Source organism: Nocardioides sp. NPDC054178, from assembly GCF_055585005.1.
In genome coordinates this window covers 156493-172655 of the sequence record NZ_JBVJKY010000005.1, presented here as the reverse complement: position 1 = coordinate 172655, position 16163 = coordinate 156493, and the positions used below count along the sequence as shown (strand labels likewise).

General features: G+C 70.2%; 16 protein-coding genes and 3 tRNA genes. 11 read left to right on the top strand and 8 right to left on the bottom strand.

Translation table 11 applies throughout. From position 1 onward, the window contains the following. Positions 1-42: 42 nt before the first annotated feature. Both ACZ6WN_RS19325 and ACZ6WN_RS19320 read right to left on the bottom strand, forming a co-directional pair. Complete coding sequence (locus ACZ6WN_RS19325) at positions 43-1128, bottom strand: alpha/beta fold hydrolase (RefSeq protein ID WP_465866825.1); 1086 nt, start codon at positions 1126-1128, stop codon at positions 43-45. Between the two features lie 67 nt (positions 1129-1195). After that, positions 1196-1720 (bottom strand): GNAT family N-acetyltransferase, encoded by a 525-nt coding sequence (locus ACZ6WN_RS19320; RefSeq protein ID WP_465866824.1) that lies wholly within the window; start codon positions 1718-1720, stop codon positions 1196-1198. Between the two features lie 48 nt (positions 1721-1768). Here ACZ6WN_RS19320 and ACZ6WN_RS19315 point away from each other — a divergent pair, with 48 nt between their 5' ends. Next, a complete protein-coding gene (locus ACZ6WN_RS19315; RefSeq protein ID WP_465866822.1) occupies positions 1769-2353 on the top strand; it encodes a TetR/AcrR family transcriptional regulator in 585 nt (194 codons plus the stop codon). Here the strand turns inward: ACZ6WN_RS19315 and ACZ6WN_RS19310 are convergent. Continuing rightward, positions 2339-3190 carry a 3-methyladenine DNA glycosylase gene (locus ACZ6WN_RS19310; protein ID WP_465866820.1) on the bottom strand — a complete coding sequence of 284 codons (852 nt, stop codon included), beginning with the start codon at positions 3188-3190 and terminating at the stop codon, positions 2339-2341. The two genes, ACZ6WN_RS19315 and ACZ6WN_RS19310, sit on opposite strands and share 15 nt — an antisense overlap. 69 nt (positions 3191-3259) lie before the next feature. On the opposite strand from ACZ6WN_RS19310, the gene ACZ6WN_RS19305 reads away from it, so the two are divergent. The 6 genes from ACZ6WN_RS19305 (at position 3260) to ACZ6WN_RS19280 (ending at position 7128) form a co-directional block, all read left to right on the top strand. Then, positions 3260-4072, top strand: a complete 813-nt coding sequence (locus ACZ6WN_RS19305) for a fumarylacetoacetate hydrolase family protein (RefSeq protein ID WP_465866818.1) — start codon at positions 3260-3262, stop codon at positions 4070-4072. 35 nt (positions 4073-4107) lie between these two features. Continuing rightward, entirely contained in the window at positions 4108-5595 is a 1488-nt protein-coding gene (gltX, locus tag ACZ6WN_RS19300; protein ID WP_465867245.1) for a glutamate--tRNA ligase, read from the top strand. 10 nt (positions 5596-5605) lie between these two features. Then, the gene (locus ACZ6WN_RS19295) at positions 5606-6544 is read left to right on the top strand and encodes a lysostaphin resistance A-like protein (RefSeq protein WP_465866817.1); all 939 of its coding nucleotides are present in this window, start codon (positions 5606-5608) and stop codon (positions 6542-6544) included. A 123-nt stretch (positions 6545-6667) separates the two neighbouring features. After that, positions 6668-6739: transfer RNA gene (locus ACZ6WN_RS19290), tRNA-Gln, on the top strand. A gap of 63 nt (positions 6740-6802) precedes the next feature. Next, a tRNA-Glu gene (locus ACZ6WN_RS19285) sits at positions 6803-6878 on the top strand. Between the two features lie 174 nt (positions 6879-7052). After that, positions 7053-7128: transfer RNA gene (locus ACZ6WN_RS19280), tRNA-Glu, on the top strand. An 18-nt stretch (positions 7129-7146) separates the two neighbouring features. Here ACZ6WN_RS19280 and ACZ6WN_RS19275 read toward each other — a convergent pair. Continuing rightward, the gene (locus ACZ6WN_RS19275) at positions 7147-7686 is read right to left on the bottom strand and encodes an arsinothricin resistance N-acetyltransferase ArsN1 family B (RefSeq protein ID WP_465866816.1); all 540 of its coding nucleotides are present in this window, start codon (positions 7684-7686) and stop codon (positions 7147-7149) included. Positions 7687-7704: 18 nt separating this feature from the next. Here ACZ6WN_RS19275 and ACZ6WN_RS19270 point away from each other — a divergent pair, with 18 nt between their 5' ends. Next, positions 7705-8277 (top strand): helix-turn-helix domain-containing protein, encoded by a 573-nt coding sequence (locus ACZ6WN_RS19270; protein WP_465866815.1) that lies wholly within the window; start codon positions 7705-7707, stop codon positions 8275-8277. Between the two features lie 30 nt (positions 8278-8307). Here the strand turns inward: ACZ6WN_RS19270 and hutU are convergent, their stop codons facing one another. From hutU to ACZ6WN_RS19255, 3 genes are all read right to left on the bottom strand, one after another. Then, positions 8308-9963 (bottom strand): urocanate hydratase, encoded by a 1656-nt coding sequence (gene hutU, locus ACZ6WN_RS19265; RefSeq protein WP_465866814.1) that lies wholly within the window; start codon positions 9961-9963, stop codon positions 8308-8310. Positions 9964-10050: 87 nt separating this feature from the next. After that, the gene (gene hutH / locus ACZ6WN_RS19260; RefSeq protein WP_465866813.1) at positions 10051-11592 is read right to left on the bottom strand and encodes a histidine ammonia-lyase; all 1542 of its coding nucleotides are present in this window, start codon (positions 11590-11592) and stop codon (positions 10051-10053) included. A gap of 23 nt (positions 11593-11615) precedes the next feature. Continuing rightward, positions 11616-12794 carry an LCP family protein gene (locus ACZ6WN_RS19255; protein WP_465866811.1) on the bottom strand — a complete coding sequence of 393 codons (1179 nt, stop codon included), beginning with the start codon at positions 12792-12794 and terminating at the stop codon, positions 11616-11618. Positions 12795-12968: 174 nt separating this feature from the next. Between ACZ6WN_RS19255 and ACZ6WN_RS19250 the strand changes: the two genes are divergently transcribed. Genes ACZ6WN_RS19250 through ACZ6WN_RS19240 form a run of 3 tightly spaced genes read left to right on the top strand, consistent with a single transcriptional unit; the run spans position 12969 to position 15369 of the window. After that, entirely contained in the window at positions 12969-14456 is a 1488-nt protein-coding gene (locus tag ACZ6WN_RS19250; RefSeq protein ID WP_465866809.1) for a DNA-3-methyladenine glycosylase 2 family protein, read from the top strand. After that, the gene (locus tag ACZ6WN_RS19245; protein ID WP_357336633.1) at positions 14456-14935 is read left to right on the top strand and encodes a methylated-DNA--[protein]-cysteine S-methyltransferase; all 480 of its coding nucleotides are present in this window, start codon (positions 14456-14458) and stop codon (positions 14933-14935) included. Before ACZ6WN_RS19250 ends, ACZ6WN_RS19245 begins: the two co-directional genes overlap by 1 nt. Beyond that, a complete protein-coding gene (locus ACZ6WN_RS19240) occupies positions 14935-15369 on the top strand; it encodes a hypothetical protein (protein ID WP_465866807.1) in 435 nt (144 codons plus the stop codon). The genes ACZ6WN_RS19245 and ACZ6WN_RS19240 overlap by 1 nt, the downstream gene beginning before the upstream one ends. 37 nt (positions 15370-15406) lie before the next feature. On the opposite strand, the gene ACZ6WN_RS19235 is transcribed toward ACZ6WN_RS19240, so the two are convergent. Then, positions 15407-16129 carry an IclR family transcriptional regulator gene (locus tag ACZ6WN_RS19235; RefSeq protein ID WP_008358359.1) on the bottom strand — a complete coding sequence of 241 codons (723 nt, stop codon included), beginning with the start codon at positions 16127-16129 and terminating at the stop codon, positions 15407-15409. Positions 16130-16163: the final 34 nt, after the last annotated feature.

Below are 16163 nucleotides of genomic sequence, written 5' to 3'. Positions count from 1 at the left end.
CACCCTGCCATCAGCCACCGACAGTTCAGACGTGCTGGCTGATCAGTCGTGCCGGCTGAACCACTCGTCGAGGAGCGGCCAGGTGCTGTCCCGGGCGGCGCGGCCGGTGAGCAGGCCGAGATGGCCGCCGGGGACGACCTCGAAGCCGAGCTCCTCGGCGCCGGTGAGCAGGTCGACCAGCGGCCGGACGGAGGCGACGGGACCGATGCCGTCGTTGGCGCCGGCGACGACGAGGGTGGGCTGCTTCACGTCGCGCAGGTAGACGGAGTGGTCACCGAGGTCGATCTGCCCGCTGAAGAGCGCGTTGGTGCGGAAGAAGTGGTGGTAGAGCTGCCCGAACGTACGCCCCGGGTAGGCGATGATGTTGTCGGTGAACCGGTCGACGGCCTCGAGCTGGGCGAGGAACTCCCGGTCGGCCAGGTTGGAGAGCTTCGCGACCGGCTTGGTGAACATCTTGTCGACCGACGAGATCTGAAAAGCCCACCTGACCAGCGGCTTCGGGGCTCCGCCGAAGGCCTGGTAGGCCGTGGTGACCAGGTTGCCCGGCGGCAGGTTGAGCAGCGGTCGCAGCGGCGCGATCAACGGCACCTGACGTACGTCGCAGGGCGCGCCGAGCACCGCCAGCGAGGCGATCGGGAGGTCGGGGGCATCGGCGGCGGCGAGCATCGTGAAGATCCCGCCCAGCGACCAGCCGACCACGTGCACCGGGCGCCCGCCCGCGTGCTCGGAGACCGACCGGATCGCCTCTGGCACGACGTGCGCGATCCAGTGCTCGATGCCGAGGCTGCGGTCGGCGAAGTTCACCTCGCCGTACTCGACCAGATAGGTCGGCCGGTTGGTCTCCACCAGGTGCTCCACGACCGAGCAGCCGCGCCGCAGGTCGTAGCAGATCGCCGGCGCCGCCAGCGGCGTCACCAGCAGCACCGGATCGCCCTCCGCGGTCGTCCCCGTCGCCGGCCGGTAGTGGTAGAGCTCGCGCCGGTTGCCGTCGTCGATCAACGTCCGCGGCATCGGCCGCAGGTCGGCGAGCCCGCCGTAGAGCAGCGAGTGCGCGACGTTCCCCGCCGCGGCACCGACCGTGGTGGCGATCGAGGCGGCGGCTTTTCGGGGGTGGGGAAGGATGGCCATTGTGGGATCAACGTATCCCGCCGATCGGGGTCACGGCGGGAGCAGCGCACAGCGCGTGTGACGTCCGTTACCTCGCCGCCGGGGCGGTCAGGTCGAGGGTCCAGGTCTGGCCGACGAGGTCGTGACCGAAGCTGTGGTGCTTCTCCTCGTCGGTGAGGACGAAGCCGTACGCCTCGTAGATCCGCCGCGCCGAGGTCAGGATGTCGTTGGTCCACAGGGTCACCTGGTCGTATCCCGCGCCTCGGGCGAAGTCGAGGCACTCCTCGACAAGGCGGGAGCCGACGCCGAGACCGCGTGCCTGCGCGGTGACCAGCAGGATCCGCAGCTGGGCGACCCCGGGCTGGTCGCCGCCGACCAGGAGGATGCAGCCGGCGCGAGCGCCGTCGACCTCGGCGATCCAGGCAGCCTCCCTCGCCGGATCGTGATCGGCGGCGTAGTCGGCCACGATCCGCGCGACCAGCGCCTCGAACTCGATGGTCCAGCCGAACTGCTCGGCATAGATCTCGCCGTGGGTCATCACCATCCAGCCCAGGTCGCCCGGGCTGTCGGCACGTCGGATCCTCACCCGGGCGCCTCCTTCATGCTCTGCCATCTGACCTCCTACTGACACGACTGTTTCAGTAGGAGTTATGCTAGGCCCATGAGCACACCGGAGCCAACTCCCTCGGCCCGCAAGACCGAGCTGCTCGAGGCGGCGTACGCCTATGCCCTCGAGCACGGTCTCGCCGATCTCTCGCTGCGTCCGGTGGCCGCCGCGATCGGCTCCAGCCCGCGCGTGCTGATGTTCCTGTTCGGCAACAAGGACGGGCTGGTCAAGGCGCTGCTGGCCCGCGCACGCGTCGACGAGCTGGCGCTGATCGACCCCCTGCGCTCCTCGGCCACGGGCCTGCCCGAGGCGCTCACCCACGTCTGGACCTGGCTCGCCGCCGAGGAGCACCGCCCGCTCCTACGCCTGTGGGCCGAGGCGTACGCCCGCTCCCTGGTCGAGCCCGACGGCCCCTGGGCCGGCTTCGCCGAGTCGACCGTCAACGACTGGCTGGGTGTGCTGGCCTCGTGTCAGCCCGAACCGGAGCGGACCACCGACCGCGGACTCACCCTCCGCACCCTCGCCCTCGCCACCCTCCGCGGAGCCCTCCTCGACCTCCTCGCCACCGGCGACGTCGAGCGCGTCACCGCCGCCGTCGAGCTCCAGGCAGGGATCCTCGGCGGCTCAGTCGAGCGCTGAGACGAGCCGCTCGCACTCGGCGATCAGCCGCTCCCGGAGCGGGGCGGCGCGCTCGGCGAAGGCGCGCTGGGCGGCGGCGTACTCCTGCTTCCCGGCGGCCGTCTCGATGCGGATCGGGTCGAGACCGAGCTCGGCGAGGTCGTAGGGGGCGGCCTTCATGTCCATCGTGCGGATGTCCCAGGCGAGCTCGAAGCAGTCGGCGACGAGGTCGGAGGAGACCAGCGGGGAGAGCCGGAAGGCGTGCTTGTAGAGGTCCATGTTGCCGTGCAGGCACCCCGGCTGCTCGTACGCCGCCCGGTCGTCGGATCGCGGCGAGAGCGTGTTGAGCGGCGCCGCCGGGGGAGTGAAGAAGCGGTACGCATCGAAGTGGCTGCAGGCGATGCGGTGCGACTCCACCACACGGTCGGTCCCCGCGGCTCCCAACCGCAAGGACCAGTCGGCGTGGCGTACCTGCTCCGGGGTCAGGCGGTAGACCATCGCCCACTCGTGGAGGCCGAAGCAGCCGAAGTTGCCCTCACGCCCGGCGGTGGCGCGCAGCAGCTTCAGGAGGGTCTCGATCAGCAGCCGCTTGTCGGCGAGGAAGTCCGCGGTGACGGTGCCGTCGGCATACCCGCGCAACGAGGAATACTCCGCAGCGTCCGACAGCCCCACCCCGAACCCCGGGTGCCAGCGCAGCAGCTGGGCCGGCCGGTAGGAGTAGTAGGTGAAGAGGAAGTCGTTGACCGGGTGCTTGACCCGGGCCCCGCGACGGGTGAGATGCGGCTCGACATAGGGCGCCAGGCGCGCACGGTGGGCGTCCGCGCGAGCGGTCCACTCCGAACGCGACAGCACCTCCACGACTACAAGCCTACGAAGGCGGCGCATAGTGAAGTGAATCGTGGCGACGGGTCCGGATAGGCTCAGCACGTGCGTATCGCCAGATTCACGACCAAGGGTGGCGAGCCCCAGTTCGGCGTCGTCATGGGGGACCTCGACGGCTACGGCCAGCTCAGCGAGGACGCGACCGTCGTCGCGCTCCAGGGCGACCCGCTGTTCTCGGGTGTCAACATCACCGATCAGGTCCACAAGTTCGAAGACGTCAAGCTGCTCGCGCCGGTGATCCCGCGCAGCAAGGTGGTCGCGGTCGCCCGCAACTACGCCAAGCACGCGGCCGAGCTGGGCAACGAGGTGCCGGAGGAGCCGCTCTTCTTCATCAAGCCCAACACCGCGGTCTGCGGGCCCGACGACGCGATCCAGCGCCCTGCAGGCGTCGAAGACCTCCACTACGAGGGTGAGCTCGCGATCGTGATCGGCCGGATCTGCCGCGACGTCCCGGTGGAGAAGGTGAAGGACGTCATCTACGGGATGACGGTCGCCAACGACGTCACCGCGCGCGACATCCAGCGCCGGCTCAAGCACTTCTCCCAGGCCAAGGGCTACGACACCTTCTGCCCGCTCGGTCCCTGGATCGAGACCGAGGTCGAGCCGGAACAGCTCGCCGCCGGCGTACGCATCCAGACCTTCCTCAACGGTGACGTCGTCCAGGACGGGTCCACGAAGGACCTCGTCCACGACATCCCGAAGCTGATCGCCCACATCAGCAGCGTCATGACGCTGCTGCCCGGCGATGTGATCCTCACCGGCACCCCCGAGGGTGTCGGTCCCATGGAGCCCGGCGACGAGATCGAGATCTTCGTCGAGGGGCTCGGAGCTCTGACCAACAAGGTGGCACAGCGTTGAACACGACAATCGAGCCGAAGGACTACCGGGTCCGGATGGCACCCTCGCCGACCGGCTCGCCCCACGTCGGCCTGGTCCGCACGGCCCTGTTCAACTGGGCCTTCGCGCGACACCACGGCGGCACCTTCGTGTTCCGCATCGAGGACACCGACAAGGCACGCAACACCCAGGAGTCCTACGACGGGCTCATCGACCTGATGCGCTGGCTCGGCCTCGACTGGGACGAGGGCGTCGAGGTCGGCGGCCCCTACGGCCCCTACCGCCAGTCGGAGCGCTCGGAGATCTACGCCGACGCGCTCGCCCGGCTGCGCGCCTCCTCCTACGTCTATGAGTGCTACTGCACCGGCGAGGAGACCACCGCCCGCTACGAGGAGCGGCTCGCCGCCTACAAGGCCGCGAAGGCCGAGGGCATCAAGGGCGAGGCCCCGACCCAGGGCTACGACAACCACTGTCGCGACCTGAGCGAGGACCAGATCAAGGCGTACGAGGCGGAGGGCCGCACCTCGGTGCCGAGGTTCCGCATGCCCGACGGCTCGATCACCTTCGACGACCTCGTCCGTGGCGAGGTGACGTTCGAGACCAAGCACGTCCCCGACTACGCGCTCGCGCGCGCCAACGGCGACCCGCTCTACACGCTCACCGCGCCGGTCGACGACGCCACCATGAACATCACCCACGTCTTCCGTGGCGAGGACCTGCTCTCCTCGACCCCTCGTCAGATCGCGCTCTTCGACGCGTTCGTCGAGGTCGGCCTGGCCGAGCGTGCCCCGGAGTTCGGTCACCTGCCCTACGTCATGGGCCAGGGCAACAAGAAGCTCTCCAAGCGCGACCCGGAGGCGCACGCGTTGAAGTACCGCGAGGAGGGCTTCCTGCCCGAGGGGCTGCTCAACTACGTCGCGCTGCTCGGCTGGGCGATCGCCGCCGACCGCGACATCTTCACGATGGAGGAGATGGTCGAGGCCTTCGAGATCTCCGACGTGGTCAAGAACCCGGCCCGCTTCGACATCAAGAAGGCGGAGGCGATCAACGCCTCCCACATGCGGCTGCTGCCGGTCGAGGAGATCACCCACCGGGTGATTCCCTACCTCAAGGCCGACGGGATCATCAGCGACCCGGTCAACGATGCCGACGCGCAGATGCTCGAGGCCGCGATGCCGCTGGTCGCCGAGCGGATCAACAAGCTCGGCGAGGCCTCCGACATGCTGCGGTTCCTCTTCGTCCCGGAGGCCGACTTCGCGCTCGACGAGGAGGATGCCGCCAAGCTCCTCGACGAGGAGGGCCTGGGTGTCGTCAAGGCTTCCTACACTGCGCTGACCGGTCTCCACACGTGGTCGACGGCCGAGATCCAGGACGCGCTGACCGCGGCCCTGATCGACGGCCTCGGGCTCAAGCCGCGCAAGGCGTACGGCCCGGTGCGGGTTGCGGTGACCGGCAAACGGATCAGCCCGCCACTGTTCGAATCCATGGAGCTGCTCGGTCGGGAGCGTACGCTGGGCCGTCTGAAGGCGGTTCTCGGGAAGTAGGTCGGACAGGATGAGCACGGTCATGGAGCCGCCTTCGGGACTGGCGTACTACCAGGTGCAGCGCAGCGGGCGCAGCGGCTGGGGGCGGCCCCTGATCGGACTCATCCTGATCGGACTGTGCGTCTTCTTCGTCTCGCCGGCGGTGGTGCTGGCCGGGTTCGAGCTCTTCTTCATGCTCGCCGGTGACAACGTTGCCACGGGGATGGCCAATGTCGCCGACGTGGAGAACGTCACCCCGGAGTCGCTGGCCTTCCTGCTGCTCTCGCTGGCCGGGGCGATCCCGGCGGCGATGCTGCTGTGCTGGGCGCTGCACGGGCTGCGGCCGGGATGGCTGGCCTCGGTCGAGCGGAGGATCCGCTGGCCGTGGCTGCTCCAGTGCCTCGGGATCGCGGCGATCACGATGGTCGTCACGATCATCATCGCCTCCCGGCTGCCGATCCCGGGCGACGACCTCGGGCCCAGCACGCTCAACCCCTACACGAGCACGATGCGCGACTTCGTGCTCGTGATCGTTCTCCTCACACCGTTGCAGGCAGCGGGGGAGGAGTATCTCTTCCGCGGCTACATCTTCCAGACCTTCGGGTCCTTGTTCGGGGGGATGGCCTGGGCGCGCACCGTCTCGGTGACGATCACCGCGCTGCTCTTCGCCTTCGCCCACGGCTCCCAGGACCTGCCGCTGTTCCTGGACCGGTTCGCCTTCGGCATCGTCGCCGGAATCTGTGTGATCGCCACCGGTGGCATCGAGGCGGGCATCGCGATGCATGTCCTCAACAACTTCGTCAGCCTCGGCATGGCGGTCGCCTTCGGCGACATCTCGACGGTGCTCAACACCAGTGAAGGATCGTGGTGGCGGATTCCGGTCACGCTGGTCCAGTCGGGCGTCTTCCTGGCGCTGACCGTGTGGGCCGCGCGATCAGCGGGCCTCTCCACCACGACGAAGAGCCCCTGAGCTGACGCAGATGGGCGTGCCGATTTCGTCGCCGGGGGACCTCGCCGGTAATGTTTCCTCTCGGTTCGAGGGAGAAATCCTGAAGGCCGAATCGTTCTTGTGAGGCATAGTCCAGCAAGGCGATGGGCTATGGTGTAATTGGCAACACGACTGGTTCTGGTCCAGTTATTCTAGGTTCGAGTCCTAGTAGCCCAGCGGATCCTCTCCGGAGGATTTGGGAGTCACCGAAGCGGTTCGCTAAGGTTTCACCCGCTGCAAGCCCCCGTCGTCTAGCGGCCTAGGACGTCGCCCTCTCACGGCGGTAACGCCGGTTCAAATCCGGTCGGGGGTACCACGCAGGAAGAGCCCCGAGTCACTGACTCGGGGCTCTTCTCCATTTCCGCTCCGTCTCCGCTGCAGGTGCGGATGTGGTCGCCGCGTGGAGGGGTCCCGATGTGGGGGATCGCCGGGTCATCCGGTAATGTTTCTCCTGCCCGCGAGGCCGAAAGGTTCATCGCGGGAGGTGCAAGCCCCCGTCGTCTAGCGGCCTAGGACGTCGCCCTCTCACGGCGGTAACGCCGGTTCAAATCCGGTCGGGGGTACCACGCACGGGAAGCCCCGAGTCATCGACTCGGGGCTTCTTGGTTCTCCGGGTCCAGGTCCAGCTGCATCCAGGTGACGTCGTGCCAGGCGTCGAACTTCCAGCCGATCCGGCGGTACGTCCCCACCTCGGTGAAGCCGAAGGAACGGTGGATCCCGAGGCTGGCCTCGTTCGGGATGGCGATCCCGGCCAGTGCGCGGTGGAAGCCGCGCTCCTTGAGGTGTGGGAACAGGGCTGCGTACAGGGCCTTGCCGGCGCCGTTGCCGCGCCGGTCGCGATCGAGGTAGATCGACACGTCGCAGGCCCAGCGGTAGGCGGCGCGGGTGCGGTGCTGGGTGGCGTACGCGTAGCCGAGGACCTGCGGGCCGGTCTCGGTCTCGATCTCCAGGACGAGCCAGGCGTGCTCCTTCTGGGCCGCCTGGATGCGGTCGGCCATCTCCTCGGGGGACGGCGGTTCGGTCTCGAAGGAGATGACGGTGCTGCGGACGTACGGCTCATAGATCGCCGCGCAGGCGGCCGCATCCGCGGGCGTGGCGTGGCGGATGGTCCAGGCAGGAGGCATGTCTCCTATAGTAGTCACGTGGCTGACGATAGTGACAAGTTCGGTGAAGCCCTGGCGTTCAACATCAGGTCGGCGCGGGAGTCGCTCGGGATGACCGTCGCGGGCCTCGCCGAGGCGTCCGGGGTGTCCCGGGCGATGATCTCGAAGATCGAGCGGGGCGAGGCCCAGCCGACCGCGGTCCTGCTCACCCGGCTCTCCGGGGCGCTGGAGCTGACCCTGTCGGAGCTCATCGCTCGGGCCGAGGGCGACGCTGTTCGGGTGGCTCGCAGATCGGAGCAGACCGAGTGGAGGGACCCCGAGACCGGCTATGTACGCCGGGCCGTCTCGCCGCCCGCGCGCGGGATCCTGGAGCTGGTCGAGGTGGAGTTCCCGGCGGGGGCGTCGGTGGCCGCGCCGGCCTCGGCGTACGCCTTCAAGGAGCAGCAGATCTGGGTGCTCTCGGGGCACCTGCGGTTCGTCGAGGGCGACCTCGTCCACGAGCTCGACGCGGGGGACTGCCTGCAGCTGGGTCCACCGGCCGACTGCGTCTTCGTCAACCCGACCGACGAGCCGTGCCGCTATCTGGTGGTGCTCGGCAAGCGGCGCGGGTGAGTCCGACGAGCCGACTCGGCAAGGTTGTGGTCAGGAGTCCAGCATCGGGATGGTGAGGCCGCGCTCGCGGGCGACCTCGCGCGCGTGCTCGTAGCCGGCGTCCACATGACGCATGACGCCCGAGCCGGGGTCGTTGGTCAGGACCCGCTCGATCTTCTCCGCAGCCAGAGGTGTGCCGTCGGCGACACAGACCTGGCCGGCGTGGATGGAGCGGCCGATGCCGACGCCGCCGCCGTGGTGGATGGAGACCCACGAGGCGCCCGAGGCGGTGTTGAGGAGAGCGTTGAGCAGCGGCCAGTCGGCGATCGCGTCGGAGCCGTCCTTCATGGCCTCGGTCTCACGGTAGGGCGAGGCCACCGAGCCGGAGTCGAGATGGTCGCGGCCGATGACGACCGGCGCCGAGAGCTCCCCGGAGGCGACCATCTCGTTGAACTTCAGCCCGGCGAGGTGACGCTCCTGGTAGCCCAGCCAGCAGATCCGCGCCGGCAGGCCCTCGAAGTGCACCTTCTCGCCGGCCTGGGTGATCCAGCGCTTGAGCCCCTCGTTCTCGGGGAACAGCTCGACGATGGCTCGGTCGGTCTTGGCGATGTCCTCGGGGTCGCCCGAGAGCGCCGCCCAGCGGAACGGGCCGAGGCCCTCCTCGAAGAGCGGCCGGATGTAGGCGGGGACGAAGCCGGGGAAGGCGAAGGCGTTGGCGAAGCCGCCCAGGCGCGCGCCCTCGCGTAGCGAGTTGCCGTAGTCGAAGACCTCGGCGCCGTGGTCCAGGAAGCCGACCATCGCCTCGACGTGCTTGGCCATCGAGGCCTGCGCCTTCTCGGTGAAGTCGTCGGGGTCCTCCTGGGCGCGCTCAGCCCACTCCGCGACCGTGTAGTCCAGCGGGAGGTAGGAGAGCGGGTCGTGCGCCGAGGTCTGGTCGGTGACGATGTCGACCTCGACACCACGCGCCAGGACCTCCGGGAAGACCGCGGCGCAGTTGCCGAGGAGACCGATGGAGCGCGGCGTACGCGCCTTCTTGGCCTCCTCGGCCTGGGCGAGCGCGTCCTCGAGGGAGGACGCGACCGTGTCCATGTAGCCGTGGTCGACCCGGCGCTTGAGGCGGGCCGCGTCGACGTCGACCACGATCACGACGCCCTCATTGAGCGTGACCGCGAGCGGCTGGGCGCCACCCATGCCGCCGCAGCCGCCGGTCAGCGTCAGCGTGCCGGCCAAGGTCCCGCCGAAGCGTTTGCGCGCGATGGCAGCGAAGCACTCGTAGGTGCCCTGCAGGATGCCCTGGGTGCCGATGTAGATCCACGAGCCGGCGGTCATCTGGCCGTACATGGTCAGGCCCAGCGACTCCAGCCGCCGGAACTCCGGCCATGTCGCCCAGTCGCCGACGAGGTTGGAGTTGGCGATCAGGACCCGGGGCGCCCACTCGTGGGTGCGGAAGACGCCGACCGGCTTGCCCGACTGCACCAGCAGCGTCTCGTCGGCCTCGAGCTCGTCGAGGGCGCGGACGATGGCGTCGTACGCCTCCCAGGACCGCGCGGCGCGGCCGGTGCCGCCGTAGACGACCAGGTCGTCGGGGCGCTCGGCCACCTCCGGGTCGAGGTTGTTCATCAGCATGCGCTTGGCGGCCTCGGTCTGCCAGGTCTTGGCGGTGATCTCGGAGCCGCGGGCCGCGCGGACAGTGCGTGGTTCGCTCATGTGGTCCATCTCACCGCATCTGGGCGGGGTTGGCGGCCGCATTTCCCGCCATCACGGGAAATGCGGCCGCCGGCCGGCCTGCAGCGGTCAGACGATCCGCGTCAGGTCCCGCGCCGTCGCCAGCAGCTCACCGGTCTCGACCAGGTTCACGACCGCCTTGATGTCGGGAGCGAGGAAGCGGTCGGGGCCGGGGGCCGGGACGAACCCACGGATCAGCTCGACGACCGCGGCCGCCACGGGGCTGGGCTGCTCCGGCGCACGCATGTCGATCGCCCGGGCGGCGGTGAGGATCTCGATGGCCACGACCTGGCGCGCCCCGGAGATCGCGCGACGGAGCTTGCGGGCGGCGTTCCAGCCCATCGAGACGTGGTCCTCCTGCATCGCAGAGGTGGGGATGGAGTCGACGCTCGCCGGCACGGCGAGGCGCTTGAGGTCGGAGACGATCCCGGCCTGGGTGTACTGCGCGATCATGTGCCCCGAGTCGACCCCGGGGTCGTGAGCCAGGAACGGCGGCAGCCCGTGGTTGCGGGCCTTGTCGAGGAAGCGGTCGGTGCGGCGCTCGGAGATGGAGGCGAGGTCGGCGGTGGCGATCGCCAGGAAGTCGAGTACGTAGCCGACCGGTGCGCCGTGGAAGTTGCCGTTGGACTCGACCCGGCCGTCGAGCGTGACCACCGGGTTGTCCACCGCGCTGGCGAGCTCGGTCTCGGCGACCCGGGCGGCGTGGGCCATGGTGTCGCGCACCGCGCCGTGGACCTGGGGCGCGCAGCGCAGCGAGTAGGCGTCCTGCACCCGGGTGAACCCGGTGCCGCGGTGGTCGGCGACGATGCCGCTGCCCGCGAGAACCGCGCGGATGTTGGCGGCCGAGGTCGCCTGGCCGGCGTGCGGACGCAGGGCCTGGAGGTCCTCGGCGAAGACGCTGTCGGTGCCCTGGAGGCCTTCGATGCTCAGCGCTCCGGCGACGTCGGCGGTGGCGACCAGGTCGTCGAGATCGGCGAGGGCCAGGACGAGCATCGCCAGCATCCCGTCGGTGCCGTTGATCAGCGCCAGCCCTTCCTTCTCGCGCAGCCGCACCGGGGTGATTTCGGCGGCTGCCAGGGCGTCGGCCGCGGGGACGAGGTCGCCGGCGGCGTTGCGTACCTCGCCCTCACCCATCGCCGCGAGCGCGCAGTGGGCCAGCGGGGCCAGGTCGCCGGAGCAGCCGAGCGAGCCGTACTCACCGATCACCGGGGTGATCTGGGCGTTCAGGAGGGCGGCGTAGGTCTGGGCGACCTCGGGGCGCACCCCGGTCCGCCCCGTGGCGAGGGTCGAGAGGCGCAGCAGCATGAGGCCGCGTACGACCTCCGTCTCGATCTCCGCGCCGGAGGAGGCCGCGTGCGAGCGGACCAGCGAGGCCTGCAGCTGGGCGCGGTGCTCGGGCGGGATCGAGGTGTTGGCCAGGGCGCCGAAACCGGTCGAGATGCCGTAGTGGGGCCGGGTGTCGTGAGCCAGCGACTCGATGAGCTCGCGGCTCTTCGCCATCGCGGCCAGCGACTCGTCGGTCAAGGTGATGGGGGCATGATGACGGGCGACGGCGACGACCTGATCGAAGGTGAGGGCGCCGACCCCGACGGGAACCGTGGTGTTGGTCATGAGGTGAGTGGATCACATCACATTCAGGCGGGCGAGCACAGGCCGTTGTCGGCGGCGTCCTTCTCCAGGTCCTCGGGGGTCACCGTGTCGGCCGGGACCTCGTCCGGTGAGGCGCTGACCTCAGGATTTCCGGGCGTGGCGGAGGTCGTCGGTGAGGTCGTCGGGGCGGCTGTCGGGGAGGGGGTGGGCGAGGCCGTCGCGCCGTGGAGAGGACGGTCCTCGAGCATCCGCTCCCACAGCTCCTCGGCCTGGGGGAGGATCTGCAGGCGGCCCCAGTTGGGGTCGCCGGCAGGGTAGGCCCGGTTGGGCACGGTCTCGAACTCGATGGTCGAGGGATCCAGCTCCCGCATCTCGCCGGCCAGGTCGGCCAGCCCGGCGACGGAGCCGATGTCGGTGGTGATCGACCGGGAGAGCTCGGTGGCGAAGGTGGCCAGCCGGCGCGGGCGGGTCAGGGTGCCGGCGGAGAGGACCTTGGTGGCCAGGGCGGTGAGGAAGTACTGCTGCCGTCGCATCCGGCCCAGGTCGGCGTTGGGGGTCGAGGAGCGGTTGCGTACGTAGTCGAGGGCCTGCTTGCCGCGCAGGTTGTGGGTGCCGGCGGGCAGGAAGATGTTGTGCTCCTCGTCGTCGATCGCCTCGGGGATGCAGATCGTGACCCCGCCGACGGCGTCGACCATCCCGCGGAACCCGGCGAAGTCGAGCGCGATGTAGTGGTCGACCGGGATCCCGGTGAGCAGCTCGGTCTGGCGGGCGGTGCAGATCGGGCCGGCCAGGGAGTAGGCCTCGTTCCACATCACGCCACTCGCCTCGGGGATCGTGGTGCCGTCCGCGGCGGTGCACTCCGGCCGGTCGACGAGCGCGTCGCGCGGGATCGAGACGCCGTAGGCCGACTTACGGTCCGCGGCGACGTGCAGCAGGATCGTGCTGTCGGAGCCGCCGGAGCCACCCTCGCCGTCGATCGAGCAGCCGTCGCAGTCGCGTCCGTCGGTGCCCAGGATCAAGATGTTGAGCGGCTGCTTGGGGCCCTCGTCCTCGTTCTCGGGCTCGTCGACGAGGTGGCGGATGTCGCCGCCGGAGCCGAGGTTGCGGTTGAGATGGTCATAGAACGCCCAGGTGCCGATGCCGGTGCCGACGGCCAGGAACAGCATCGTGACCACGACGGTGAGCACGACCGTACGTGTCCCCGACCTCGCTTCGGTCTTCATCACCCTCCCTCACCGTCTGCCTGAGCAGACCGTCTCCGTGCGCAGCCCACACAGGTTGTACGCGCCAATGAGCCGAGAGGTTGCTGCTTCAGGTAACGGCATTGTGAAACCATGAGGAAGGCACTGTCCGAAAACCGCGCGTAATTTCTTTCCGAACGCGGCAACATGGTGGACATGGATGGGACGACGAGCGTGAACGGACTCGACTTCGAATCGTGCTATCGCGCCGTTCGTTCGCGCGACCGGCGCTTCGACGGCATCTTCTACACGGCGGTGGCCTCCACCGGGATCTACTGCCGGCCCTCGTGCCCGGCCCGGACCCCGGCGCTGACCAACGTCTCCTTCCACCGGACCGCGGCGGCGGCTCAGGCCGCCGGCTACCGGGCCTGCAAGCGCTGCCGGCCCGACGCCACTCCGGGCAGCCCGGAGTGGGACGTGGCCGCCACGCTGGCCGGGCGCGCGATGCGCCTGATCGCCGATGGCGTCGTCGACCGGGAAGGGGTCGAGGGGCTGGCTCGCCGAGTCGGCTACTCGCCTCGCCACCTGACCCGGCTGCTGACCACCGAGCTCGGCGCGGGGCCTCTGGCGCTGGCCAGGGCGCGCCGCGCGCAGACCGCCCGGACGCTGGTCGAGACCACCGAGCTCGGCTTCGCGGACATCGCCTTCGCGGCCGGCTTCTCGAGCGTACGTCAGTTCAACGACACCGTCCGCGAGGTCTATGCGGCCTCGCCGACCGAGCTCCGCGGCCGCCGTGGCTCGCGGCGCCGGGCCGACGGGACGATCGCGTTGCGGCTCGCCGTCCGCACCCCGTTCGCCGGCCGAGCCCTGCACGCCTTCCTGCGCGACCACGTGGTGCCGGGCGTCGAGGTCGCCGGGGTCGAGGACGGGCGGCGCTGGTTCGCCCGGACGCTCGACCTGCCCAACGGGCCGGGCACGCTGCGCCTCGAGCTCGCCGACATCCCCGAGGGCGAGACCGGCTTCGTCCACGCGACCTTCAAGCTCGCCGACCTGCGCGACACCACCGCCGCCGTCGAGCGGGCCCGCCGGCTGCTCGACGCCGACTGCGACCCGCGTGCGGTCGGCGACGTCTTCGTCGGGAACGAGGTGATCGGTGCGCTGGCTCGGGCGCTACCGGGGCTGCGGGTGCCGGGCACCGTCGACGGGGGCGAGCTGGCGCTGCGTACCATCGTGGGACAGCAGGTCTCCGTCGCCGGAGCGCGCACGGTGCTGGCCGGGATCGTCGCCGAGCACGGCCGCCCGATCGCGACCGACATCGACGGCCTCACGCATCTGTTCCCCTCCGCCGACGCGCTTGCCGCCGCCGACCCGGCCGGCATGCCGATGCCTCGTTCGCGGGGGCGTGCGGTCATCGGTCTGGCCGCGGCGCTCGCCTCCGGCGAGCTCCAGCTGGACCGTGGCACCGACCGCGACGTCGTGCACGAGCAGCTGATCGGCCTGCCCGGTGTCGGCCCCTGGACCGCCGACTACGTCGCGCTGCGCGCACTCGGCCATCCCGATGTCTTCCTGCCGACCGACGTCGGCATCAAACGAGCGCTGGAAGTGCTCGGTGCGCCCGCGGCGGACGTCGCCGCGTGGCGGCCGTGGCGCTCGTACGCCCTGCTCTATCTGTGGACCTCACTGACTGCCTTGGAGAAACTGTGATGTGGACTCTCATCGACTCGCCCGTCGGCGAGCTCCGGCTGGTCGCGCACGACGGCGCGATCACCGCGATCGACTTCATGCCGGCCGACTATGCCAACGGCCGGGTGCTCGGCGACCGCTCCGACTCGGATCCGCTGCTGGTGGAGTGTGCCCGACAGCTCGCCGAGTACTTCGCCGGTGACCGGACGACCTTCGACCTCCCGCTGGCGCCCGCCGGCACGGCGTTCCAGGAGCGGGTCTGGGAGCAGCTGCGGCAGATCGAGTACGGCACGACCTGCTCCTACGGCCAGATCGCCGGCCGTCTGTCGCTGACCGGCCACGGCGCGCGCGCCGTCGGGCTCGCCAACGGCCGGAACCCGATCCCGATCGTCATCCCGTGTCACCGCGTCGTCGGCGCCGACGGCTCCCTGACCGGCTACGCCGGTGGCCTGGACCGCAAGACGACGCTGCTGGGCCTGGAGAGCGGTGCGCTCTTCTGATGCCGAGACTGTGGTGGCGTACGCCGCTGGCGGCCGCCGTGCTCGCGGCTGCCCTCGCCGGGTGCGGCGGGGAGGCCGCGGCCCCCGCCTCACCCACCGAGCCTGCCGAGCCGGTGACGAGGGAGAGCCGGGGCGAGATCGAGAGCGAGCTGCTCGTCAACGGCCACGTGAGGTGCGATCAGGACGTGTCGAGCGACGAGGCGAAGAACACCATCGAACGCGTCGGTGGGCTCCAGCAGCCGACCTGGTCGGTGCGGTTCGCCGAGAGCACCGCGGCCGGCGTGATCGTGCTGGTCGTCGGTGACCTCGAGGAGGCCCGGCCCCGGCTCTTCGACGACTACCGCGTGGCGGTGATCGTCGCGTCCTCTGAGGCCCAGACGCGTGCGGACGACTTCAAGGCCGTGCGCGAGGCGGTGCGGGAGATCTGCGGCTGAATGCTCACCGAGCTACCTCGGTGAGCATCCGGCGCCGCTACTCAGCAGCCGCGCGCCGCAGCGACTCCGAGAGCCGGTCGGCAGCAGCCAGGACAGCAGGAGCGTGCATCTTGCCCGGCTGGCGGGTGAGACGCTCGAGGGGGCCGGAGACAGAGACGGCGGCGATGACCTTGCCGCCGGGGGAGCGGACCGGGGCGGAGACCGACGCGACGCCGGCCTCGCGCTCGCCGATCGACTGCGCCCAGCCGCGGCGGCGGATGCCGGAGAGGGCGGCCGCCGAGAAGGCGGCGTTCTGCAGCCCGCGGTGGAGGCGCTCGGGGTCCTCCCACGCGATCAGTATCTGAGCGGCCGACCCGGCGCGCATCGTCAGCTGCGAGCCGACAGGGATGGTGTCGCGCAGGCCGGAGGGACGCTCGGCGGCTGCCACGCAGACGCGGAAGTCGCCCTGGCGCCGCCACAGCTGGGCCGACTCACCGGTGATGTCGCGCAGGCGGGCCAGGACGGGGCCGGCGGTGGCCAGCAGCCGGTCCTCGCCGGCAGCGGCGGAGAGCTCGGCCAGACGCGGGCCGAGGACGAAGCGGCCCTGCATGTCGCGGGCGACCAGACGGTGGTGCTCGAGCGCGACCGCCAGACGGTGTGCGGTCGGGCGGGCGAGACCCGTCCCGGCCACCAGGCCGGCCAGGGTCGCCGGGCCGGATTCGAGAGCTGTGAGCACAAGGGCGGCCTTGTCGAGCACGCCCACACCGCTGGAACTGTCCATATCGCAAGACTAACTTCTCAGAACCTGAGATGCA